Source organism: Pseudoalteromonas sp. McH1-42 (genome assembly GCF_022347845.1).
Taxonomy (GTDB): Bacteria; Pseudomonadota; Gammaproteobacteria; order Enterobacterales; family Alteromonadaceae; genus Pseudoalteromonas; species Pseudoalteromonas rubra_D.
Genome location: NZ_JAKRFU010000027.1, coordinates 65,578 through 88,958, shown reverse-complemented (window position 1 = coordinate 88,958; position 23,381 = coordinate 65,578). Strand labels below are relative to the sequence as shown.

At 49.2% G+C, this 23,381-nt stretch carries 16 protein-coding genes and 1 tRNA gene; 8 read left to right on the top strand and 9 right to left on the bottom strand.

Features of this window, described 5'->3' with window-relative positions; all coding sequences use genetic code 11:
* Window positions 1-18: 18 nt before the first annotated feature.
* Window positions 19-94, top strand: a tRNA-Phe gene (locus MHN31_RS20755).
* A 1,204-nt stretch (window positions 95-1,298) separates the two neighbouring features.
* Here the strand turns inward: MHN31_RS20755 and MHN31_RS20750 are convergent.
* Window positions 1,299-1,604 (bottom strand): hypothetical protein, encoded by a 306-nt coding sequence (locus tag MHN31_RS20750; RefSeq protein ID WP_125563591.1) that lies wholly within the window; start codon window positions 1,602-1,604, stop codon window positions 1,299-1,301.
* A 136-nt stretch (window positions 1,605-1,740) separates the two neighbouring features.
* Here MHN31_RS20750 and MHN31_RS20745 point away from each other — a divergent pair, with 136 nt between their 5' ends.
* Window positions 1,741-1,998, top strand: coding sequence for a DUF1289 domain-containing protein (locus tag MHN31_RS20745; RefSeq protein ID WP_138538680.1), 258 nt, complete (start codon window positions 1,741-1,743; stop codon window positions 1,996-1,998).
* Here the strand turns inward: MHN31_RS20745 and MHN31_RS20740 are convergent.
* A complete protein-coding gene (locus MHN31_RS20740) occupies window positions 1,995-2,678 on the bottom strand; it encodes a transporter substrate-binding domain-containing protein (protein WP_239445207.1) in 684 nt (227 codons plus the stop codon). The genes MHN31_RS20745 and MHN31_RS20740 overlap by 4 nt on opposite strands.
* A 156-nt stretch (window positions 2,679-2,834) precedes the next feature.
* On the opposite strand from MHN31_RS20740, the gene MHN31_RS20735 reads away from it, so the two are divergent.
* Genes MHN31_RS20735 through MHN31_RS20725 form a run of 3 tightly spaced genes read left to right on the top strand, consistent with a single transcriptional unit; the run spans window position 2,835 to window position 7,935 of the window.
* Complete coding sequence (locus MHN31_RS20735; RefSeq protein WP_010387258.1) at window positions 2,835-3,038, top strand: DUF3283 family protein; 204 nt, start codon at window positions 2,835-2,837, stop codon at window positions 3,036-3,038.
* 2 nt (window positions 3,039-3,040) lie between these two features.
* Window positions 3,041-3,463, top strand: coding sequence for a GNAT family N-acetyltransferase (locus tag MHN31_RS20730; protein ID WP_125563587.1), 423 nt, complete (start codon window positions 3,041-3,043; stop codon window positions 3,461-3,463).
* Between the two features lie 8 nt (window positions 3,464-3,471).
* Window positions 3,472-7,935 (top strand): EAL domain-containing protein, encoded by a 4,464-nt coding sequence (locus MHN31_RS20725; RefSeq protein WP_239445206.1) that lies wholly within the window; start codon window positions 3,472-3,474, stop codon window positions 7,933-7,935.
* Between the two features lie 33 nt (window positions 7,936-7,968).
* Here MHN31_RS20725 and MHN31_RS20720 read toward each other — a convergent pair whose 3' ends face one another.
* The 5 genes from MHN31_RS20720 to MHN31_RS20700 all read right to left on the bottom strand — a co-directional run bounded on the left by MHN31_RS20720 (window position 7,969) and on the right by MHN31_RS20700 (window position 14,353).
* Window positions 7,969-8,916 (bottom strand): ion transporter, encoded by a 948-nt coding sequence (locus MHN31_RS20720; RefSeq protein WP_125563583.1) that lies wholly within the window; start codon window positions 8,914-8,916, stop codon window positions 7,969-7,971.
* Between the two features lie 39 nt (window positions 8,917-8,955).
* Window positions 8,956-11,631 carry a bifunctional acetate--CoA ligase family protein/GNAT family N-acetyltransferase gene (locus tag MHN31_RS20715; RefSeq protein ID WP_239445205.1) on the bottom strand — a complete coding sequence of 892 codons (2,676 nt, stop codon included), beginning with the start codon at window positions 11,629-11,631 and terminating at the stop codon, window positions 8,956-8,958.
* Between the two features lie 290 nt (window positions 11,632-11,921).
* The gene (locus MHN31_RS20710; RefSeq protein ID WP_239445204.1) at window positions 11,922-12,623 is read right to left on the bottom strand and encodes a hypothetical protein; all 702 of its coding nucleotides are present in this window, start codon (window positions 12,621-12,623) and stop codon (window positions 11,922-11,924) included.
* A gap of 73 nt (window positions 12,624-12,696) precedes the next feature.
* Complete coding sequence (locus MHN31_RS20705; protein ID WP_125563577.1) at window positions 12,697-13,215, bottom strand: NUDIX domain-containing protein; 519 nt, start codon at window positions 13,213-13,215, stop codon at window positions 12,697-12,699.
* A gap of 85 nt (window positions 13,216-13,300) precedes the next feature.
* Complete coding sequence (locus MHN31_RS20700; RefSeq protein ID WP_239445203.1) at window positions 13,301-14,353, bottom strand: aldo/keto reductase; 1,053 nt, start codon at window positions 14,351-14,353, stop codon at window positions 13,301-13,303.
* Window positions 14,354-14,545: 192 nt separating this feature from the next.
* Between MHN31_RS20700 and dinB the strand changes: the two genes are divergently transcribed.
* The 3 genes from dinB to MHN31_RS20685 all read left to right on the top strand — a co-directional run bounded on the left by dinB (window position 14,546) and on the right by MHN31_RS20685 (window position 19,233).
* On the top strand, window positions 14,546-15,616 hold the full coding sequence (gene dinB, locus MHN31_RS20695) for a DNA polymerase IV (RefSeq protein ID WP_125563573.1): 1,071 nt from the start codon (window positions 14,546-14,548) through the stop codon (window positions 15,614-15,616).
* Window positions 15,617-15,859: 243 nt separating this feature from the next.
* Window positions 15,860-17,551 carry a carbon starvation protein A gene (locus MHN31_RS20690; protein WP_138538656.1) on the top strand — a complete coding sequence of 564 codons (1,692 nt, stop codon included), beginning with the start codon at window positions 15,860-15,862 and terminating at the stop codon, window positions 17,549-17,551.
* Between the two features lie 149 nt (window positions 17,552-17,700).
* Window positions 17,701-19,233, top strand: coding sequence for a leucyl aminopeptidase family protein (locus MHN31_RS20685; RefSeq protein WP_239445202.1), 1,533 nt, complete (start codon window positions 17,701-17,703; stop codon window positions 19,231-19,233).
* On the opposite strand, the gene MHN31_RS20680 is transcribed toward MHN31_RS20685, so the two are convergent.
* Window positions 19,230-20,864 (bottom strand): methyl-accepting chemotaxis protein, encoded by a 1,635-nt coding sequence (locus tag MHN31_RS20680; protein ID WP_239445201.1) that lies wholly within the window; start codon window positions 20,862-20,864, stop codon window positions 19,230-19,232. The two genes, MHN31_RS20685 and MHN31_RS20680, sit on opposite strands and share 4 nt — an antisense overlap.
* 211 nt (window positions 20,865-21,075) lie before the next feature.
* A complete protein-coding gene (locus MHN31_RS20675) occupies window positions 21,076-23,292 on the bottom strand; it encodes a S9 family peptidase (protein WP_228553452.1) in 2,217 nt (738 codons plus the stop codon).
* Window positions 23,293-23,381 lie beyond the last annotated feature (89 nt).

Sequence of the window (23,381 nt, the reverse complement as noted above, 5' to 3'; positions counted from 1 at the left end):
ACAATATAACCAGTTTTAGCCCAGATAGCTCAGTCGGTAGAGCAGAGGATTGAAAATCCTCGTGTCGGTGGTTCGATTCCGCCTCTGGGCACCATTATTCAAAAGCCTCGCATTAGCGGGGCTTTTTTGTTTCCGCGTTCTGTGTGAATTGTGGTGGCGTAATCGAACACGCTTGCGGGTGGTTTGATGATGAAATACGTCCTTGTATTTCACCGTAAGCGGCCAGCTAAAGCTGTTCAAAGTGGCTCCGGACCACTTTGCCCGCCTCTGGGCACCATTATTCAAAAGCCTCGCAATATGAAGTGATCCCCGGTAATTGGAATGTCCAACCATTGGGTATCACTTAAAAAATGCCTCGGTTGAATGCTGAGGAGCAAAGCCCTTCAGCAAAGCACAAGGTTAAAGGGTTTTTCGAAAAGCTTAAAGTTTACGCTGGAGTTGTAGGGCGCACTGCTTATGGGGAAACTGCCTATATGACTGACTATGCCTTGGATGCAGAGTTCGTTCCAAAACTTGTAAGGGGTGTACCATATGCTTTTCAATATGGTCAAAACCTAGTCTCTGGGTTAGATATTCTAATTGAGGGTATGACAGGGCTAAGCTGAATGGTTATGGGTAGAGGGTTAGAAGCTGGACTAATTTGGGAAGATACATAGACTATAGTCAACAGCAATGCATTTAATATTGAAACTCCTATTGGAGGGCATACATTCTTCGTAGGGCAAAATAGCTCATTTTATGGTGTATTAATTGATGGACCGAGTCTCGGATTTGGTATGAGCTGTGGAAGCACCGTTGACTTGAGAATAAAGAAACTTATACAGGGTGAATAAAATTAGTAATGTTGTAAAAATTTTTGGAAGGCTTTTTTATAGTTCGTTTTTTGCAAGCTTGGGCTTTTTTTACTTTTCTTACGCTATTTATAGTGGTGAGGAAGTAGGGTGTAAACATACTGAAACTAAAATATGTGATGACTTCTCAGAACCTTTAATTATAGGTCTAGTATTAGCTGTTTTGTCCGGACTCTTTCGTTACATTTATTGTAAATTAAGGGGCCACCCTAGTAGGTAGACACAATAGTTACATGGACAGCCACACAAAATTGTTGTTTGAAATATGCCTTCAGCTTGACGGCACGAACTCCCACTCTAAACTGGCGTGCGTGAGATACGCCGCCTACTTTTAGGTCATCCTCATCGGGTTGAGGATGATAGATTATGCCGACGGTAAGGAGGAAGCACGTCAGCTTATCAGATATTAATCACTACTACCGTAGCCTTGCTAAACTTGAACAGGCATCAATTCTCATACATGGCATTCACCATACAAGTGGCCTCATCTATCTGCAGTGAAACACTTTTACCTTTCGCTTTGGCGGACAATAGTAATGAAAATTCCTCGTTAAACGAGGTTCTGTTTCTATTCAGGCAAAACCGATTAGGCCAGGTTGGATAGCATGTACATTCGGTCTTTGTTGAGCCTTCCATACCAATTGATATTGTTTTGCCATCATAGCCTATTGCTATCATTTCAATCTTGCCACTGTGCCAGTCAGCGTAAGCAAAACATGGCAAAAGTAGGAATAAGTAAAACCATTTTTTCATGTATGGTGTCTCCTTAGGGCCACACAGTTATAGATAATTAATTTTAGTCTATATTATACTCAATTAAATGTTGGTAAGCCGCGATCTGAGCATCAATTTGGCCATAGTACCGGATAAAGAGTAACCAGTGAAGCATATGGAACAGATTGAGATTTTCGAGATCCCCAGCCCTTGCCGGGGTATTTGTGAGGTGAATAATCGGGGGTATTGCAAAGGGTGTTTTCGCAGTCGCGAAGAGCGCTTTCATTGGCATGCGCTGAGTGATCAGCAAAAGCGTAAGGTGATTGAGCTATGCGCGCAACGCCAAAAGCGTGTGATGGCCGCGAAGAAGCGTAGCGCAGAAGCCGAGCCGACGGACGCTCAACAGCAAGGGAATCAGGAAGACCTGTTTTAAATCTGGTATTTGGCTTTGAGCATAGCCACAGTGCCCTTTTTTGCCAAGTCATGTAATGCCTCTTCAAGGCGCGGGATTAGGGCTTTGTGCTTTATGTGTAAATAGTGATAAGTCTCAATGGTTAGCAGCGTATCAATTTTAAATGTCTCCAGATCCATATCCGCCAGATGCTCTCGCAAGTGAAAGTCAACCACCAACGCTGCCTGTACTTTTCCCTGGGTAACCAGATTGAGTTGAGTGATATTGTTTTTTACCTCTATTAGCTGGCCATTAAAAGGCGCGCTATCGAGATACTGGTTTGATACCAGGTAACCGCTTTGAATGACCAGCGAGTCGAGCTGCTCAAAGGTACAACTTAAACAGCGACTGAGTAACTGCAAGTTAAAAGTATACAAGGGAAAGCGTACCTGGAGTAAATTTGGGTAGGCCTGAGTCACGCCATGGATCCGCCCAAGTTGCCCGTCCAGAGCGCCATTATTGGCTGCGATGAGTGCGCTTTGGCGATTAAAATCAACGACTTCTAACTTATAACCAAGCTGCTGATAAGCGGTTTGCAATAACTCAATCACGTATCTCGCCTGAGGGGTGTCCGCTGGGCGATTAAAGTACAGTGTGCGGTTATCGGTTGCGACGCTGTGTGTGCTCAGGCAGCATAACAATAACAAACTAAAAATTCGCAATGGTTCTCCCTATAAAAATCGACCCACTTATTTTAGCTGTGGGGCTGCGGCACAAAGTAGCACGTCGGTAACATGCGTTGAGCGTGTACATGAACGGATACACCTTAGCGTAATTATGATACACTTTTTACAGAGATTGCTGTAACCAAATTTACTATGAGCTATAACCTGTGTAATTTATCGAGACAAGATAAATATCAAATTCAATTAGAGTACGAAGCGTCTTTTTGGGCTTATCAAATCAAACGCGGTAAGAATAGCCGTGAGGCCATTTATGATGCAATCAATCAGCGCCCCCTGTCAGAGCAGGCGATGTTGAAAGAAAAATTCGAGTTTTATCTGGGGCTGATGCTGGCATAGCCATGAAAGTAGTTGCTCAGGTATTACCGGCCATTCAAACACCCCTGGTGAATAAGTTTTATCAAGCCCACAAAGCCAGGGGTAAAGCGACGCGTCAGGATCAGAACTGGGTGCTTAAAGGCCCTGATATTGTTGCAGCGTGCAGAGTGCAGCACGTTACAGGGCATTGTTTTTTGTCTACCGTATTGGTTGCACCTGAGCAACGAGGCAAGGGGTTTGCAAAAGTTCTTTTGCATGCCGTGTTGGGGCAACAACAGGCTCCTCTGTACACCTTTGCTTATCGTCATTTGAGTGGGTTTTACGCAGGTCTGGGCTTTGCGGCGATTGACCCATTGGCGCTGCCTCAGGGACTGGCAGACAAGTATCATACCTATGTTGCACAAGGTCGACAGATCTTGGCAATGCAATGCATTAACCCTGAGTAGAATCGACTATGTTGCGAATAATCCTCAGCTTTATCCTCGTTGTGTTCTCTTCTCTATCTTTGGCGCAGGTATCTCGTTTGTCTCCAGCAGAGGGCCTGTCGCAAAGCTATGTAAATACGCTATTAGTTGATGATAATGGGTACCTTTGGTTGGCAACCGAAGGCGGCCTTAATCGTTATGATGGGTATCAGGTGCTAGAGGTTGGGGGGCCAAATCAGGACCTGAACAAAATGCAGATAGACCGCATTTATCAGGATGAAAATGGCATCATCTGGATAGCGTCGGGGCGCGCAGGCTTGTTTAGTTATGACCCTGAGAAAGATAGCTATCGTCGTTACACGTCAGCACCGGAATCTGAAGAAGATTACTTTAAAAACAGTGTATTTCAAATGCTCAGCAAGAGTAAGCATGAGCTTTGGCTGGGCAGAGCACAAAATGTCGCGGTGATGGATACGCGTACAGGGAGCATCACTCAAGAGATAGTTTTGCCTGTTGAAGATCGTCAAATGGCAGTGCGCGGCTTACTCAAACATGGCAACCTATTGTTCATAGCATCCGCTGAACGCCTGTTTGTGTATAACACAGATACCGAACAGTTGCGTGCCATTACCCACCGCGATCAGATCACTCACCCTTTTCAGACCAATACCAAATCAATGTATCTGCTCGATGACGACACCTTGATTTTAGGGGCTGTAATTGGTATGTATCAGCTGGATATCAGTGCATTACGCCGTGACTTTGACGCCGAAGTGACTTACCAAACCTTGATTGAAGAGCTCAATATTTGGCAAATCGAGCGTAATGGTACGCAGTTGTTACTGGGGACAGATCATGGTCTGATGCACTATGACATCGCCACTGGTGCAGTTCATCGTGATACAAGACTGGCCAGCAGCCATTATGCGGTTTCAGACAGCAGTGTTATTTACTTCATTCGGGATGATTTTGGTGGCATTTGGATCGCGACCAAAAAAGACGGCGCTTTTTACTTACCAGCCGAGTCGCAGGGGTTTGATAATGTACACCCGGGATCTGTACAAGGGCGCTTTTCGAAAGGCACGGTATGGGGCCTGGTCGAATACGATGGCTTTATCTGGGCTGGGACACGAGATGGACTGACCCGCTACGACCCACAAACCCGAACTTCCGAACAGTATTTAGCAGGTTTTTTGGGGGATGGTTTTTATCCCGAGTTTACTATCTTTGGCTTACTGAACTATCAGGACAAGCTATGGCTGAGCAGTAACCGTGGGCTGTTTATTTTCGAGCCTGAATCTGAGCAAATTTATCGGCCTCAGGCACAGGATGACACTGCCACAGGCGTGTTGTCCGGATTTGTCAAAGGGGCAGTAATTGTAGGGGATGGTCAGCTTTATCTGGTTGATGAAAAAACCGGGTTTTATGTGTTTGATATCAATGCTGGCACGCTCTCGAAATTGGGCGAAGAATTCGACCGGTTTGACCCTTTTCTGAGCTATGGTTTTTATAAGCCATTGAGTACACATCCTCAGGACCCAGTTTTTTACAGTGAAGGACGGTTGTTCCGGTATGACACGCAGGCACACCAGCTGGTAGAGATATACCAGGTGCCTAAAGCACATAAGCAAAGCGCGGTCGATTTGCTGAGCTATACCATAGATAAGCATAATGTGCTGTGGTTGTCGTTTGCCAGGCATGGTCTGGTGAGGCTTACCGCAGATGGTTACGAGTTGTTGCCTATGCCCAATGAGCAGCATACTGTCACCAATAATATCTTGTATGAAATGGTACAAGATGATGTCGGCATGATCTGGATGTCGTCTCACCAGGGGATCTGGCGGCTGGACCCGGATAACTTTCATCTGCAGGGCTTTACTACGGCTGATGGCCTGATGAGCAATGAGTTTAACGGCGGGGCGTCAGTCAAGCTGTCGGATGGTCGCATTGGTTATGGCTCGTTACAGGGCTTTACGCTATTCGACCCCAAGGCGCATCGCCCGGCTAAATCCTTACTAAATCGTGTGAACATAACCGATGTTGATCTGATGTCTCGGGATCTTTTGCCATCCGGGCTCAAGTCATTTTCTTACATCGAACTGAACCATGATGATATCGGGTTGGAAGTGTCGTTTTCGGCCATGGCGTTTACGCTGCAAGAGCGTATCGTTTATGAATATCAGCTCTCGGGTGAGCAGCGCATTCTGAGCCGTAATAGTAACCGGGTGGTTTTTCCTAAATTAAGCCCCGGCAATTATCGCCTCAAAGTGTGGGCGAAGGATCCCCTGACGGGAGATTATACCCCACCTGCTCAATTAGAGATTGTGGTGCATTACCCTATCTGGCGTGCGCCCTGGGCACTGTTTTGCTATGTCTTGCTGGCCGCCGCTTTATTCGCTTTTTGGGTGCACCGGAAAAATAAAGTGGCGGGTATGATCCTGGCTGCCCACCGTGAAACACAAAACAGTGAAACGCGCCTGAAGATGGCTCTGGAGGGCAGTAATTCGGGTGTCTGGGATTGGCAGTCTGGAAGCCAGTTTGTTTACCAGCCGCGGCTCGTGAGCGACCTGGGTTACAGCAATGAGAGCCTGGTATTGGATGAATATTTGGAGTTGATCCACCCACAGGATCGTGCCCTGTTCCGGATTGAGTGGCTGGAGTTTGTTTCAACCGAAAAAGGTTTTATTGACTGTACTTATCGTTTACGTCATGTCAATGGTCAATGGCGTTGGTACAAGGACTACGGCAAAGTAATGGCGTGGCAGGATGGGGTGCCTGTGCAGGTTGCCGGGACGTATACCAACCTGACCCGGGAGCGGGTGTTCGAAGAGCGGGCAACTCTGTTTGGTGCGGCGTTTGAGCAAACTCGTGACTGGGTCATGATCTTTGACAAGCATTTGCGCATTCTTGCTTGCAACAAAGCACTGCAAAGTGCCTTCTCTGTTAGTGCCGCGCCTTCATCCAGTACCAGCGTCACTTTGGGTTTGGAGCGCGATGTCAGGATGAAGTATCTGCGTGCGATCAGCAAACTAAAAGTCGATGACTTATATGTTGCCGAAGAAACTTTGCGACTGCCCAGCGGCGAAAAGCGTCAGGTACTGTTAAAAATCAGTGCGACGGAAGATAAGCATTATATTTTGGTGCTCACCGATATCACCAAGCAAAAGCGCACAGAGAAAGAACTCTATCAACTGGCTAACTATGATGCGTTGACTAAGCTGCCAAATAAAGTGTTATTCATGGATCGCGTACAGCATGCGATAGAGCAGGCGCATTTATCACGCCAACCTCTGGCGATTATCGCGATTAAGTTCAGTCGCTTGCAAAGGTTCGCGGATACCTATGGCAACGACTTCCTTGCGTTGGTTACGCAAAAGCTCGCAACCAACTTGCAGTGTTGTTTTCGGGAAGTGGATAGCCTGGCCATCGGTAACGAGCGGGATTTCTATATTCTGATGGAGCAGCTAACGGGCGTGGAACAGGTAATGCGGTATATTCATTGCCTGCTTGAGCGATTTGAAAAAGGGTTTGAGATTGAGCAGCAACAGGTGCATGTGAAAGCGAAGCTGGGAATTGCAATGTTCCCGGATGATGCCAGTGACGCTTTTGACCTCAATCAGGCCGCTGAGACAGCTCTCAATCATGCCAGGCAGTCTCTGGTGACAGATTATCAATTCTATCACAGTGAGATCAATGAGCAGGTTCAGCGTGCTCTGGCTATTGAACAGGCGCTGTTAAAAGCTTATCAGGAAGAAGCGTTTCGTAATCATTATCAGCCCATTATCAATGCGACTCATATGTCGGTAGAAGGTTTTGAAGTCTTGCTGCGCTGGCCACAAACACCCAGTTATAGCATCGAGGAGCTCGCCCATACCGCAGAGCAGACGGGGATCATTACCCGGGTTATGTTGCAAACACTGGAAAGAGCACTGGTCGACCTGAAAGAGTGGCACACAACCCATCCCGATCTGTATATCTCGGTTAACTTATCGGCACTGGATTTTCAGTACGAAGAATTACTGGTCCGGATCACCGATATTCTGGCACGAAATGGTGTGGATGGTCGCCATCTGGTATTCGAAATCACCGAGTCAGTGATGATGGCAGATGCCGAGCAGGCAATTGTGCGTATGCATGAGCTGAGGGCGCTGGGCTGCCGACTTTATATGGATGACTTTGGGACTGGCTATTCATCACTGACATACCTTAAACAATATCCAGTCGATGCGCTTAAAATTGATCGCAGTTTTGTCAGCGACATTGGCTGCGACAAGGAACACGAAGTGATCATTCACTCCACCTTATCGCTTGCACACAGTCTGGGTAAGTATTGTGTTGCTGAAGGCGTAGAGCAAATGGAGCAGCTGTCTTTTTTGAGAATGCTTGGGTGCGAACGCTTCCAGGGCTATTTGTTCAGTAAAGCGCTGCCTGCGAGCGAAGCTGGTGCACTACTAAGGCGTAACTGGCATCAGGTATTTGCGCGCGCCAGCTAGTGACAGACCTGCGTGATGCAGGCCTTTGTTTTGCTATAGCTTGCCGCCACAATGACGACAATAGTGGTTGTGTACGCGCTGGCTGGTCATCATTTTTATGGCCTGATTGGCTTCCGTAGCACTGAGCCCCAGTTCAATTCTGAGGGCTTCGAGGTGTTCTTTTTCCTGCTCATCGACGACCCCATCGCTCAGTGAGTGCAGCACGGCTTCATTGAAGGCATCGCGACGTTTTCTCAGTTGATCGGCAAAGCTGGACGCCAGCAGACCCGTAGGGATAGCGACCATTCCCATACTCAGTAAGGTGATCACTCCGCCAAAAAATCGCCCCAAAGGCGTGATGGGCACCACATCACCATATCCCACCGTGGTTAGTGTGGCCATTGCCCACCACATGGCGGCCGGTATCGAGCCAAATTTATCAGGCTGCACGTCATGTTCAATGAGATAGATGCCACACGACGCCACAATCAACACCAGCGACATAATAAAGAAAGCCGCCAGCAATGAACTGCTCTCTTCTCTGAATGCTGCTAACAATAGCTGCATTGCGCGAGAGTAGCGGGTCAGTTTGAAGATACGCAGCAAACGGAATACCCGTAAAAAACGCAGGTCAAAGGTGAAGAACACCATGAGTAACGTGGGGAGAATAGCCAGTAAATCGATAATGGCCAGTGGCGAGAACACATAACGCATACGTTTTTTCGTGTTGTTACCTGGCGTATGTTTAAATTCCAGTTTATCAACGCAGCACCACAGCCTGAGCAAGTACTCAATGGTGAAAATCGCCACCGACGTGACTTCGATGAAAAAGAACAGCCTGTGATAACGCGTAGCAAGTGCTGGCACAGACTCCAGTACTATGGCGATGACGTTGATAATGATGAGCGAGATCAGAAAGACATCAATGGCATGTCCGGCTTTCCTGAATCGCCCGCTGGCTTCCAGTAGCCCGGCGGTTTTTTGTCTGAGTGTCAGATCCATAGTTATCTTGTTAACCTTGCTATTAAGGGTTGTGCCGCGTTATTGTGCTGTGAGTGGCATTTTCATCACCACAGTGCCTTCTTCAAAGTCTCGGGTCACCGTGAATCCGAGCTTTTTCGCCAGCCCTATCATGCCGGTGTTTTCTGGTAAGGTGATCCCTTCAATACACCCGACGCGTTGACGTTTACAGTAGTCGATAGCTGCTTCCATCAGTAGTTTGCCCAGGCCAAGGCCCTGGCAATCTGAACGCACGACCACAGCAAATTCGGCGAGTAAATTGTCTGGGTCCATCAACACCCGTGAAACACCCAGTGTCCGTTGTGCACTTTTATAGGGCTCGGTAATGATAAATGCCATTTCGCGGTCATAATCGATTTGCGTCATTTTAGCCAATTGCTCATGAGTAAACTGTGGCAATTCTCCGAAAAAGCGTCGGTATCTGTCTTCTTTACTCAGGGACTGGTCAAATTCCTGATGGTTGCGTTCATCCTCGGGGCGGATTGGCCTTAGCTGTGCCTGGGTGCCATTTTTCAGGGTAACCGATCGCTCCCATTCTTTTGGATAGGGTTTAATGGCTAATCGCTTGCGTCCCGGGAGCGGCTCGTAGCGTTGTAAAGTAATATTGGCATCGAGGATCAAAAAGTGCCCATCGGTCGCCAAAATGGGATTCAATTCTACAGCCTGAATGTCTGGCTGATCCACCACTAACTGGGAGACGCGGGTGAGCAGCGCGCAGAGACGATACTTATCTACTTTCTCCGGTAACAGGCGCTCTTTCAGGACACCTTTATCATACGCTGCGGCTATCAGGTATTTAGCCAGGTTCATGTTTAATGGGGGTAGGGCAACGGCCGCCTGATTGAAGTTAAATCCGGTGCCAGCTTCACCAAGTAATATAACCGGTCCTACATCGGGCTCGGTTTTGACTGCAATACGTAATTCCTGACTGCCTGCCCTGGGCGCCATTTTTTGCAAAGAGAACCCTTCAATAATAGCGTCTGGGTAGGCTTGTTTGATACGCAGGAGTATAGCAAAAGCACTTTGTTCTACTTCATCGCCATCATTTAGGTTGAGCACCACGCCGCCGACCTCAGATTTTGACGGGATAGACGGGCTGATCAATTTGAGTGCGACAGGAAAACCGAGTATTTGTGCCTGCTCTTTGGCTTCACTGGGAGTCAGTGCTATGTCGGTATCTATGCATTCCATGCCGTAATGGCAGAGGATCTGGCTGGCCTGGTGGGTCGATAATTGCGTGAGTGATTGATCAAGATAGCTGTCAATCTGCGCTTTTGCACTGTGGCTGTGGATCAGTTCATCCTGACTGATGGATTCCGGGGTTTGCGTTAGGTGCTTCTGGTTACGCCGGTAGCTGATCAGGTGCATAAAAGCCCCGACGGCGCCCTCTGGTGTGCGGTACGTCGGAATGCTGTGCTCGGCGCAGACATCACGGGCCTCCCAGGCAGCTTCCTCTCCCATAAAGTTGGTCATCACAAAGGGGCGAGCCATTTTAGGTAACGTACTCAGGGTTTGCGCTATGATCTGGGCATACGCTTCACTGGGGGCCAGGGCAGATGGCGTATGAATGATGAGTAAGTTCTTCACTTCTTCCGCTTTGAGTAAAATCTCCAGTGCCTGCTGATAGCGGTGAGGCGCTGAGTCGCCGAAAATATCAACCGGGTTTGCAGTGTGATTTGACTGTGGGATCACGGCATTGAGTGCAGCGATGGTTTTGTCACTGAGCTCGGCGAGTTTGCCGCTGCGTTGTAACAAGGTATCTACGGCCATAATACCTGGGCCACCGCCATTGGTGAGTATAGTGAGGTGCTCAACTTGTAATAGCTTAGGGTGCAGCGCCAGCGTTTGTGTAGCTGCAAATAGTTCTCGCAGATCGGTAACCCTGAGCATACCTGCGCGCTGGAACATGGCATCGTACACTGCATCGTCTGAGGTTGACCCGCCTGTATGGATCACAGCGGCCTCAGCACCTGCCTGAGTACGGCCGGTTTTGATAGCTATGACGGGCTTACTAAATGCGGCAGCTCTTGCTGCGGAGATAAAGCGACGTACATCTTTGATGTTATCGATATACAGCAAAATTGCTTTCGTTTTGGCATCCCGACCGAATAGATCCAGTAATTCGTCGAAGTCGATATCCAAGCTGTCGCCCAGAGAGATAAAATAGGAAAACCCGATGCGTTTGCTTTTTGCCCAGTCCAGTATGGTGGAGCAGACCGCGGCAGATTGGGAGATAAAGGCCAGTTTGCCTGCATCAGCGGTGGTATGAGAAAAACTGGCGTTTAGCCCCAGGTGAGGGAGTAGCATACCCAGGCTGTTGGAGCCTAGCAGTGTGATTTGCTTGTCTCTGGCAAGTGTCTGTAAGCGTTGTTTTTGCTCGTTGTCGAGCCCCGCTGCCACAACAATGGCATTTTTACACCCGCGCTCCGATAGCTCGGTTAAAATCTGTATTAGTGTCGCCTTATTGGTGCAGATAACGGCCAGATCAGGTACCTGAGGGAGATCGGCAATGGTTGGGTAGGCCAATACCCCCTGAACGGCAGCGTATTTTGGTGTAACAGGCATAATGGGGCCCTTAAACCCGCCGTGTAGCAGATTGCGCATCACCACGTTCCCGGCTCGGCCCGTGTTGCTGGAGGCACCAATAACGGCCACCGAGCGGGGGTTAAAAAACTGGTTGATCCGCTTTATACTCATACTAACTCCTTGACTTGCCGAACTAAGGACGGGTAACAGCTAAATACTAATCGCTTTAGCTGCAGGTTGCGAGTCAAAGCCGGAGTTGTTTTGATCTCAGTACAGTTTGTTGGCACACAGTGTGGTGTAAATACACTTGATTTGCTGGATTGCGGGTGGGGTAACAGCTAGCTATTAATCGTCTCATCGCTTTAGCGGCAGGTTGCGAGTCAAAGCCGGGGTTGTTTTGATCTCAGTACAGTTTGCTGGTGCACAGTGTTGGGCAAACATACATTGTTAAGCTTGTGTGGTCAGCGTTTTTTATTCAGCCACTTGCCCATAGCAGCATCATAAGCATCCGAGATAGCTGTTTTGTCGCAGGTGCTGCTTGCGGTAAGCCAGTTTTTAGCAAACCCTTCAGGTGGTGGGTTGTTTGGGTCACCCTGAACCTCTTTGTAACACCGGTCTCCTTCTCGATATTCCGTGAAAATGTGGTTTTTCGATTCAATCTGTCGCAGAGGTTGGTTCAAGGTTTGATGTGACTTAGGTACGCCGAGGCGTTTTGGCTGGGTATTACTGCGTGGTGTCTGACGTATCACAGGCTGATTTAGCATTTGCTGGCGCAGACGTGACAGGCCCAGAGCTGGATCGATACGTTTATAGGGCTTGTTGACATGTGCTTTGGTTTGTTGAACCTGTGGCTGAGGGTCAGTGTGAGTCGTGGGGGGAGTCTTGGTAGAGATGACATGTGATTCGGCCTGTTTTGTTTCGGGCACTGGCTGCACCGAGGCTATCTGCTGCTCAGATGCCTGTATGGGCTCAGTGGGTGGCTGTGATGGTTGCTCGGTATCCCTGGGGTCCTGTGTGCGTTCAGGCGGTGAGACGATCAAGTAGGTTTTAATGCTTGGTTGAGGCGCGCGGGCAGGTGCCACAACTGTTTGTTGAGCCAGCAGCCATAGTAATATTGAGTGACAGGCAACGGAAATGACAATTGCACTGAGCCATGAACGCATCACTTTTCCTTAGTGTTTTGATTTTCTTATTTTGTTTTTCTATCCATAACACACGTATGACTCAGGCTAAGGGTTAAAAGTTCAGTTGCATTAATTCTTTGGCAATGAGCTTGAGCAAGCGGGTTTCTCTGAGTAGAGATTGTCCTTGCTTATCGCTATTTGCCAGTACGGCTTCATTGTGGGCAATGGCTTCGGTGATCTCCACCCATTGTGGTTGCATACCATTGCTAACTTCATAATGCTCCATTTCTGGCTCATCAAATTCCCCGCAAATTTCACACTGATAGCAGTGCGAAACTATGTGTACATTGTCATAATCGGGCTTGTACCAGTGCTGATATTCTTCGTATATACCAAAGGGCGCGATGTTGGTTACAGAGCGGGCACCGGTTTCTTCTTTGACCTCGCGTACCAGCGCGTCTGTGAGAGACTCTCCTTCGTCAACCCCACCACCGGGTAAGGTGTAATCATCATAGCGCTGGGTGTAGAGCAACAAGATTTGCGATTGACGGGTAATAATGGCTCGTGTTGCAGGCCGGGTGAAACTGGTACCAGGTAAAGGCACAGCTGGGGCTGGATTAAGAACGCGCATGGCAGAGTCCCGAAAAAGCGCTGATTCTACCACATTTCGATTCAGACAGCAGCGCCCGAGCGGAACCCCGTCGGGCGCGTATCTGTTAATAGGGCAATGGATACGCTTTTAGCACCGTATCAATTTCGGCCAACGCCTCTGGTGGCAGAGTCAAATCACAGGCTTTGATATTTTCCTTTAACTGCGTCATCGTTGTTGCGCCTATGATGGTAGACGTCACGCCATCGACCTGGTCGCACCAGGCCAGTGCGAGCTGAGATGCGGTGATGTTGTGCTCTTTGGCAATCTCGACGTAGGCCGCCGTGGCTTCTTGTGCAAACTGAGTGTCCCGGAATAAGCCGTTGCGTTGGATCAAGGTCCAGCGCGATCCCTCTGGTCGTGCACCTCCCAGGTACTTACCTGACAAAGCGCCTCCAGCAAGTGGCGACCAGGGCAGATAGGCGATGTCTTCATGGACACAGTTTTCTATGATGTAAGGCCAGTCTTTAGCATGTAACAGATTGAACTCATTCTGAATTGATACCGGTCTTGGCAATTGGTGTTGATGCGCCAGTTGCAAGTAGGTGTTTATGCCCCAGGGTGTGTCATTGGACAGTCCCCAGTGACGAATTTTACCTGCGTCCATACACTGTTTGAGTGCACCCAGTATCTCTAACATCTCTGTTTTGTGCTGCTCCGTTGATACATCACTGAAAGTGATCATGCCGGGCCAGTGTTTAGAGAAATGGGGGGAAGTCCGATTTGGCCAGTGTAGCTGGTATACATCAATGTAATCGGTATGCAGTCGCTTAAGGGAAGCATCGACAGCGGCGACAATGGCTTCGGCCGTGATGGGGGCACCGCCACGGATCCAGGCTAGCCCTGAACCGGCTATTTTAGTGGCGATGACCATATCCTGACGCTTTTCAGGGTGGCGACGTAACCAGTCCCCGATAATTTCCTCGGTCTTACCATAGGTTTCAGGTGACGGAGGAACGGCATACATCTCGGCAGTGTCGATAAAGTTAACACCCTGTGCAAGTGCATAATTGATTTGCTCATCGGCGTCATGCTGATTATTTTGCACGCCCCATGTCATGCTGCCCAGACAGACACGTGATACCTCTAAATTGGAATGACCCAGGTGGCTGTACTTCATAAATGCTCCTTGTGTTAAATAGGTCTGGCGGCTCAGTTTAGTTATGCACTGATACGCGGCCATTGTCTGACCAGTTTAGAGTATTTGGCCATAAAATACAGGTGAGACGCGATGACAAAAAACACACAATCATATTGCCATACTGAAATTCTTTGCCCATAATGACTGTATAAATAACCAGTTGTTAAGTTCATGCGTAAGTTTATCCATGTTGATATGGACTGCTTTTATGCTGCCGTAGAGATGCGCGATAACCCAGCGCTGGCCAATGTGCCGATTGCGATTGGCGGGAATAGCCACCGTGGCGTGTTATCAACGGCCAATTACATCGCGCGCCAGTATGGTGTGCGCTCTGCCATGTCTAACTACAAGGCTAAGCAGCTGTGCCCTGAGCTGGTGATTGTGCCCGGCAGGATGGCGGTATACAAAGCGGTGTCTGCGCAGATCCGCACGATTTTTGCCCGTTACACAGACCTAATAGAACCACTCTCCTTGGACGAAGCGTATCTGGACGTTACGGAGTGCACTTTGTGTCAGGGCAGCGCAACGTTAATTGCGCAGCAGATCCGCAACGATATCTATCAAGAAACGGGCCTGACTGCTTCTGCGGGCATTGCGCCAATTAAATTCCTGGCCAAAATCGCCAGCGACGAAAATAAACCGAACGGCCAGTATGTGATCACCCCTGACGACGTGGATGTGTTTATTGACACTTTGCCGCTGAAAAAAATCCCCGGCGTGGGCAAAGTGACACATGAAAAACTGCTGGCAATGGGATTGCAATATGGCCGCGACGTTAAGGCCAGCAGCAGAACTCAGATGACAGAGCGGTTTGGTAAATTCGGAGATGTACTTTGGCGGCGTTGTCAGGGCATTGATGAGCGTAAAGTGGAAACTGAACGTATTCGCAAATCGGTCGGTGTTGAAACCACGTTTGAAAAAGACATACAAGATCTGGATGCACTTAAGGACGTGCTTCGCGAGCGGCTGCTTCCTGAATTGCAGCGGCGTGCTGAGCCCTATCGCGGCACGCGGACCTTTAACAAACTGGGGGTTAAAGTGAAGTTTTATGATTTTACGCAAACTACCAAAGAGTGTCAGTATCATGAGATTGATGAAGGAGTGCTGTTCACTTTGCTGGAGCAGGCCGTTGAGCGCTTTGGCAGTAAGCCGGTCAGATTGATAGGGATACAACTGGGGTTAGGTGAGGTGGCATCCGGTCAGGCTCAGTTAGGCCTGTTTGATGTTCAGACCTTCGACTAAAAGATAACAATGACAAGGCTCTGTGATCACACGGCGGTGTGCTAGGGTATAGCCTATCCGGCTAAATTCAGACTTATTTAGCGCAATACAATCTCGATAGCATATAGCGGATCACCTGGCGGCCAGATATTGTCTGAGTCGCTGGCTTTGCCGTGTACTGCAATATAGCTGAATTGCACGGGCAATAACACACTGATATTTAGCGGACATCAAGAACAACAACAGGACAACAGGGGGAATACAATGCAGTCAATCATGATCGTGCTGTTTGGCATACTTGGTATGCTGTTTGGCTGGTTTGTCTATTCAAAATTCATCGCCGAAAAAATATTTAAAATGGACGATAAGTTCGTTACACCGGCGCATGAGTTAAATGACGGGGTAGACTATGTACCGACTAACAAAGTGGTGCTCTGGGGGCATCATTTTACATCCGTAGCAGGGGCCGCACCTATTGTTGGCCCAGCCATTGCCGTCTACTGGGGTTGGGTCCCCGCGGTTTTATGGGTGGTGTTTGGTACCATCTTTTTTGCGGGTGTGCATGATATGGGCGCACTTTGGGCCAGTGCGCGTCACAAAGGCAAGTCGATGGGGGCGCTGTCAGAAACTGTTATAGGTACACGCACGCGTTCATTGTTTATGATTGTGGTTTTCCTGGTACTGCTGATGGTGAATGCCGTATTTGGGGTCGTTATCGCTAATTCCTTTGTGGCTAACCCCAGTGCTGTGTTCCCTGCCTGGGCCGCCATTTTGGTGGCGCTGGTGATTGGCCAGTTACTTAAACGTCAGGTGCCACTGGTACCCTTATGTGTGATTGGGGTCGCCATTCTTTACGCCAGCATTTACGTGGGGTCGGGTATGCCACTGGCGTTGCCCAGCGAATTGTTCGGGCTGGCCGATAAAGCCAATTGGATTATTATTCTGTTTATTTACGCGGCTGTGGCGTCTTTATTACCTGTCTGGATGTTGTTACAACCGCGCGATTTTATTAATGGCATGCAGCTACTGGTAGGGCTGGTATTGCTGTATGGTGCGGTATTTGTGGTGATGCCGGATATCACGGCACCCGCTTTTAATACGCAAACTGCGATTGATACGCCAAGCATCATTCCTTTATTGTTTGTTACCATCGCGTGTGGTGCCGTTTCCGGCTTCCATGGCATTGTATCCTCTGGTACCAGCTCGAAACAGCTGGATAAAGAAACCGATGGCCGCTTTGTCGGTTACCTGGGGGCCGTGGGCGAGGGCTCATTGGCATTGATCACGCTGGTGGCCGTGAGCGGCGTCATGCTGGCAGTGTCACCTGAGGAATGGCACGAAATTTACAGTCACCTCGGCGCGGGCAGTGTCGGTGCATTTATCCAGGGCGGGGCTAACCTGATCAGCAATGGTTGGGGATTGTCGGTGGAGATCGCATCAACTCTGCTTGCGGTCATGGTGGTGCTGTTTGCCGGTACTACCATGGATTCTGGTGTGCGTTTGCAGCGCTATATTATTCAGGAATGGGGTGAAATTTATCAACTCAATGCCCTGAAAAACGGTGTGCTTGCAACCCTGGTGGCAGTAGGCTGCTGTTTGCTGCTGGCATTTGGTGCAGGCGGTGCGTCGGGCAGCGGCGGTATGATCATCTGGCCTTTGTTTGGTTCGACCAACCAAATTCTTGCCAGCCTGACCTTGCTGGTGATCTCTGTGTATCTGATGAAGCTGGGGCGTCCGGCAAAATTCACGCTGATCCCGATGATGTTTGTGATTCTGATGGCTTTTTTTGCCGGGCTGATCAAGCTGGGTGAGTACTATGAGCAGGGTAACTGGTTGCTGGTAGGTCTGGACATAGTGGTTCTGGTTGTCAGTGTATTGGTGATGCTGGAAGCCTGGTCTGTGGTCAGTAAGCTCAAATTACAAAAAGACAGCGGCGCAATATCACAGTCGGATTAACGATTACTTTGCGGCTTAACAGGGCGTGTCAGTGTGTCATACGCTGACGCGCGTTCTGTTATGTCCCGGCAATTACCCCTATGGTATTGGCTCTTGCGGACAAATAACCGATAATCAGCCCAGCATTTTAATAACCAAGGGCTGATTATATGTCTTTTCCTCTCGCTCTGCCGGTCAGTGACTGGCAAGTTCAGGACGCCGATGCTGTTATCGTCGTCACCTCCGATGTGTCAGATCTTTCTGTTGCGGCATTAAACAGTGCGGTCGCCCCTTATCTTGCGGTTGACGCACGATTACACAGCAAAGCCAGCTTACTGCTGGCTGAAGGTGTACCTGGCAAGCGCCTGATCGTGTCACCAACAGGCCCGCTTAACCGTGACTATGATGACGTGCGACGCTTTTTTGAAGCGGGTAAAGCCGCTGTGCTGGAAGCCAAAGCAGCCGGTGCGGTTAAGCCGGTATTGATGGTGGCTGGGGTACCTGGCGATACGCGTTATCAGAATGCTCTTGAAGTGGCTTACCTGGGAGCGTGTCAGGCGTTGTGGCAACCTCTGGAAGCCCGTGAATATCGTGGACCAGCGATCGAACCTGTTGAATCTATTGCTCTGTTGGGGGCTTCTGAAGAGCAATGTCGTCAGTTAAACGCTATGGCAGCGGGTCAGTATGCAGCCCGAGACTTGTGTGGTACGGAGCCGGAGCGCATGGCACCTCCTAAGTTTGCAGATTACTGTGTTGAGCTATTTAAGGACACATGTGTCAGCGTTGAAGTCGTGTCAGACCCGGCTACCATAGACAAAGACTACCCGATGCTGGGCACCGTTGCGCGCGCATCTTATGCGGTAGAGCGTCACCACCCGCGTGTTGTTAAGCTCGTCTATACACCACAAGGAGACATTGAGCGCACCTTGATGTTTGTTGGTAAGGGCCTGGTTTATGACACAGGTGGTGCCGATCTGAAAGTTGGCGGGTTTATGGCGGGCATGAGCCGTGACAAAGGTGGCGCTGCCTCAGTCGCCGGCTTTATGAAGTCCGTTGCAGACTTTCAACCTAAAGGCGTAAAAGTGATCGCGTACCTGGCTGTGGTGCGTAACTCGATTGGCTCTGATTGCTTCGTCCCGGATGAGATCATCACCACGCGTGAAGGCGTGAAAGTGCGCATTGGTAACACGGATGCGGAAGGCCGTCTGGCAATGGGAGATTTGTTGAGTGAGCTTAAAGATATGGCCACTGAGGAAGTGAATCCTGAGCTGTTTACGGTGGCTACACTAACCGGACATGCCGCCCGAGCGATGGGGCCTTACAGTGCTTATGTTGAAAACGGCCCGGCGCGTGCACAAAAGGTATCTCGTCAGCTTGCTGATATCGGTGATCTGTGGGCTGACTGTGCTGAGGTATCGCGCAGTCGTCGTGAAGATTACGATTTCGTGCAGCCACGTACTCTGGCGGACGATGTTTTGTCGAGCAATAACGCTCCTTCGGCAGTGACTGCGCGTGGTCACCAGTTCCCAATGGCCTTCCTGGCTATTGTTGGTGGACTGGACAAGCACGGCTGTAAGTCTGACTTACCACTGCCTTATGTCCACATGGACATCGCGGGCAGTGGTGTTGAGGGAGGTGACTGGCAACATGGTAAGCCAACAGCCGCCACTGTCAGCAGTTTGTTTGTGCGCTACTGTCTTTAAACTTTAAAACCATCCACAATCTGGGCAAGCTGATGGCTTGCCTGTTTCAGCTCTTTGCTAGCCTGAGACAAGGTTTGGGTAGTGTCGAGTGAATGATGGGTTGCGTCTGACAGGTCGCTAATACGCACATTCACATCGGCAGCTGCACTGCTTTGTTCATCCGTCGCACGCGCGATCAGGCCGTTCATTTCCAGAATGACGGTGATCAGACGCTCAATTTCACTCAATGCCTGCTCAGCCTCGTGGACCTGACTCACGGTATTGGCAGAAAGACGTTGACTGTTTTGCACGGCATCAACAGCGGCCTGAGCGCCTTTTTGTAACTTTTCAATCATGGTCTGGATCTCATCGGTACTTTGTCCGGTGCGACTTGCCAGTGTACGTACTTCGTCGGCCACGACTGCAAACCCCCGACCTTGCTCTCCGGCTCGGGCAGCTTCGATGGCGGCATTCAGTGCGAGTAGGTTGGTCTGCTCCGAAATACCCCGGATCACGTCCAGCACTGAGCCAATATGCTGGCTCTCTTCTGCCAGTGCCTGCGTCACCACACTGACCTCTTCAATGGTGTCTGATAGCGTACCTATGGCACTGATGGTGGCACTGATGGTGGTTTTACCGGTTTCACTGGTGCGCATTGCATCTCCGGCTGCCTGCTCTGCAGCCTCAGCATGTTGGCTGATCTCTTTGATTTGGGCACTCATTTGCTCAACGGCTGTTGCGACCTGGCGACTGCTGTCATTCTGACGTTCAATGTATTCCAGGTTTACCTCACCCGTGTCATCTACGCGATCGGCCAGTGCTTCTACTTCTGCGGCGTTGCCCGCGACCGAGGTGATCGAGCGGCGCATTTTACTTGTATAGGCATTAAAAAAACGAGACAGGCGTGAGATCTCATCACGGCCATGCTCATCAAGTTGCTGTGTCAGGTCGCCTTCACCCTGAGAAATGTCTCGCATCATGTTGGCAGCTGCACGCATCGGTTGTAACACGCTATTGCCGATGATAAAGCTTAGAATTATCAGCACGATGAGCAGTGCGACGATATTAAACAGCATCTGATTGCGCAGTTGGGCAAATTGCTCGTCGATATTATCAAGATACACACCAGAGCCTAAGATCCACTGCCACGGAGCAAAGCCTTTTACATAAGAAATCTTGTCGACGGGTGCAGACTTGCCGGGTTTGGGCCATTTGTAAGGCACAAAGCCATCTCCCTGACTGTTAACAACGGCCACCATTTCCTGAAACAGCGCAACTCCGTCTGGGTCTTTACTATCACGTAGTGACTGGCCATTGAGTTGGGGCTTAAACGGGTGCATTACCATGCGAGGGTAATGATCATTGACCCAAAAGTAATTGCTTTCATCGTATCTGAGGTCTTTCAGTGCGCTCAGAGCGGCGCTTTTGGCCTGGCTTTCGCTGAGTGTGCCGTTGAGCTGTGCCTGATGAAAGTGGGCGATCAGACTATGGGCTGTTTCAACCAGGTTCTTGGTTTTTTCATATTGCTGTTCACTCAGTGCCTGATATTGCTGCTGCAAATTCATTATGCCCAGTGCGCTCAGGCCAAGTACGACGACGCCCACCAGCATAGCAAGGCGGCCAAATATGGTGAACTGTCTTAAAAATGCCATAGCACCTACTCCTTTTTAAAGCACAAGATTGTGCACTGAATCAGCTATGATTGCGTATTCTGCAACAAGGTCAGAGGTAAAACTTGTTCTAAATCAAATGAATAATATATTTACAGAGGAAAGCTTAAGGCAATTAGCTATTTGTCGAATAGTGACAGAGGGTGTTTGTGCGTATAAGTGACACGGGCCAGCGATGGCCCGTGTTTGAGTGTTACTTCACGTCAAAGTGACGATTAAAGAAGTTGGTGATGGTCTGATGCAGATGCGTCTGCACTTTTTTACCACGCAGGCTGTGCTTAGAGCCCGGATAGGTCATCATTTCAAAAGGCTTTGCTTCATCCTGTAATTGTTTGAACAGCTTCGTGGCATGAGTAAACAACACGTTGTCATCCGCCATCCCGTGATAGATCATCAGCGGGCCTTTCAGACCGTCTGTGTAGGGGAATACCGCGCTTTGCTCGTAGCCTTTCGCATTGGTTTGTGGATGTCCCAGGTAACGTTCAGTGTAATGCGTGTCATACAGTGCCCAGTCTGTTACTGGCGCGCCAGACACGCCCGCCGTAAAGTAATCACCTGCCTTAAACATAGTCATCAGTGCCATATAACCGCCATAACTGTGGCCATAAATCCCGATGCGTGACGGGTCGACATAATCCAGTGTGCGTAAGAATTCCACACCACGGATCTGATCGGCGACTTCCACTTCACCTAAGTGCTTGTAAATGGGGTCTTCAAAGCGTTTGCCTCGATTGTATGAACCACGGTTGTCCAGCTGGAAGACGATGTAACCTTGCTGCACCATATACTGGAAATAAAGGTTTTTACTGCGCCAGCTATTAGTAACACGTTGGGCATGCGGACCACCATAAACATTGACGATCACAGGGTATTTTTTGCCTTTTTTAAGCTGTTTAGGCTTAAACAAACGGTAGTGCATCAATTGCCCATCTTCCGCTTTCAAAGTGCCATACTCTGGTGTCGACAAATCATTCAGGAAAGGCGTCAGCGGATGTTGATCATCGAGCTTATTTTGTTCCAGCCAGGTAATGAATTCGCCATTGGCTTTGCGCAATGAAACCGATGTAGGTTGATTTACGGACGATTTACTGTCGATAAAAGTGCGATTGTCTTCCGCCATTACCACTTTGTGATAGGCACCGGCTTCTGTGATCCGCTCAATGTTGCCTTTTTTGAACAATGGGACTGCATACAGATGGCTTTCCAGTGGGGTATCTTTGCGACCAGAGAAGTAGACCAGGCCCTTTTTCTCATCCACGCCCTGAAGCTTTTCGACAATCCAGTCGCCCTGAGTAAGTTGACGAACCAGTTGGCCACTGGTGCGGTACAAATACAGATGCTTATAGCCATCGCGCTCTGAGGCCCAGATAAAGTGCTTTTTGTCTTTTAAAAAGTGCAGATCAAAATGCAGATTGATCCAGGTGTCGCTGGTCTCTGTCAGGGCGACGCGTTGTTGCTTGCTGTCGGCGTTGTAGAATCTCAATTCCAGCTTTTGTTGAGCGCGGTTTTGCCACTGATATGACAAAGTGGTGTCATCTTCCAGCCATTTCGCTCGGGCAATGTAGATGTCTTTTTCTTTACCCAGGTCAATCCAGTTCACTTTCTGATCATTTAGGGTGACCACGCCCAGATCGATGCGGACATTATCCGTGCCGGTAAACGGGTAGCGTTGGTTAAACAGTTTGACTTCATCGGCATAAATTTCGTTGCGGATGGCTTCTTGTACCGGACTTTCGTCGATGCGGGTGAAGGCAATTTTGCTTTCATCTCCGGCCCACCAGTAGCCTGTCATACGACTCATTTCTTCCTGTGCAACGAACTCTGCCATGCCATTTTTAATCACGCCACCACCGTCTTTGCTCAGGCGGATCTCTTTGCCGGTTGCCAGCTCCAGAGCATACAGGTCTTGCTCTCGTATAAAGGACACATAGTTGCCTTTAGGAGAGAAACGGGCATCGGTTTCAAAGGCTTCGGTATCGGTCAGCTTGCGGCTTTTACCTGAGCTGAGCTCATAATAGTAAAGATCACCATTGAGTGGGAAGAGCAGTGCTTTACCATCTTTAGACCATTTGTATTCGAGGATCCCGCGACCAAAGATACGTTGCCTTTCACGGCGCGCCTTTTCTTCGTCTGACAAGGTTTCAGGGCCAGAGAATAAGGCCTGGGAATCGACCAGCAGACGATTTGTGTCGGCCTTAATGTTGTATTCCCATAGATCGTAGCGGTTGTAGTCGTCTACTTTGCCCTGCAGGTAGGTTACCCGAGTACCATCGGGTGAAAACTTAAGGTTAACAGGGGCCTTACCTGCCAATGAGGGGTCATCGAAAATACGTTCCAGCGTCAGCGGCTGGGCCACAGTAAACTGGCTGGTGGCCAGCAAACCGGTGGCAAGCGCGGCATAAGATAGCAAATTGCGCACAGAGTCACCTTTATAATTGTGTAATGTTGGATTGAAAACCCGATGTTAAAGACTGTAAATCCTGATAGCAAACAAATCCG

Excerpts from the sequence above, each read along its gene's own strand:
- MHN31_RS20705 (WP_125563577.1), bottom strand. The coding sequence starts at position 13,215 with ATGCGCGTTCTTAATCCAGCCCCAGCTGTGCCTTTACCTGGTACCAGT.
- dinB (WP_125563573.1), top strand. The coding sequence starts at position 14,546 with ATGCGTAAGTTTATCCATGTTGATATGGACTGCTTTTATGCTGCCGTA.
- MHN31_RS20710 (WP_239445204.1), bottom strand. The coding sequence starts at position 12,623 with ATGCGTTCATGGCTCAGTGCAATTGTCATTTCCGTTGCCTGTCACTCA.
- MHN31_RS20730 (WP_125563587.1), top strand. The coding sequence starts at position 3,041 with ATGAAAGTAGTTGCTCAGGTATTACCGGCCATTCAAACACCCCTGGTG.
- MHN31_RS20745 (WP_138538680.1), top strand. The coding sequence starts at position 1,741 with ATGGAACAGATTGAGATTTTCGAGATCCCCAGCCCTTGCCGGGGTATT.
- MHN31_RS20720 (WP_125563583.1), bottom strand. The coding sequence starts at position 8,916 with ATGGATCTGACACTCAGACAAAAAACCGCCGGGCTACTGGAAGCCAGC.
- MHN31_RS20690 (WP_138538656.1), top strand. The coding sequence starts at position 15,860 with ATGCAGTCAATCATGATCGTGCTGTTTGGCATACTTGGTATGCTGTTT.
- MHN31_RS20750 (WP_125563591.1), bottom strand. The coding sequence starts at position 1,604 with ATGAAAAAATGGTTTTACTTATTCCTACTTTTGCCATGTTTTGCTTAC.
- MHN31_RS20680 (WP_239445201.1), bottom strand. The coding sequence starts at position 20,864 with ATGGCATTTTTAAGACAGTTCACCATATTTGGCCGCCTTGCTATGCTG.
- MHN31_RS20685 (WP_239445202.1), top strand. The coding sequence starts at position 17,701 with ATGTCTTTTCCTCTCGCTCTGCCGGTCAGTGACTGGCAAGTTCAGGAC.
- MHN31_RS20725 (WP_239445206.1), top strand. The coding sequence starts at position 3,472 with ATGTTGCGAATAATCCTCAGCTTTATCCTCGTTGTGTTCTCTTCTCTA.
- MHN31_RS20715 (WP_239445205.1), bottom strand. The coding sequence starts at position 11,631 with ATGAGTATAAAGCGGATCAACCAGTTTTTTAACCCCCGCTCGGTGGCC.
- MHN31_RS20735 (WP_010387258.1), top strand. The coding sequence starts at position 2,835 with ATGAGCTATAACCTGTGTAATTTATCGAGACAAGATAAATATCAAATT.
- MHN31_RS20700 (WP_239445203.1), bottom strand. The coding sequence starts at position 14,353 with ATGAAGTACAGCCACCTGGGTCATTCCAATTTAGAGGTATCACGTGTC.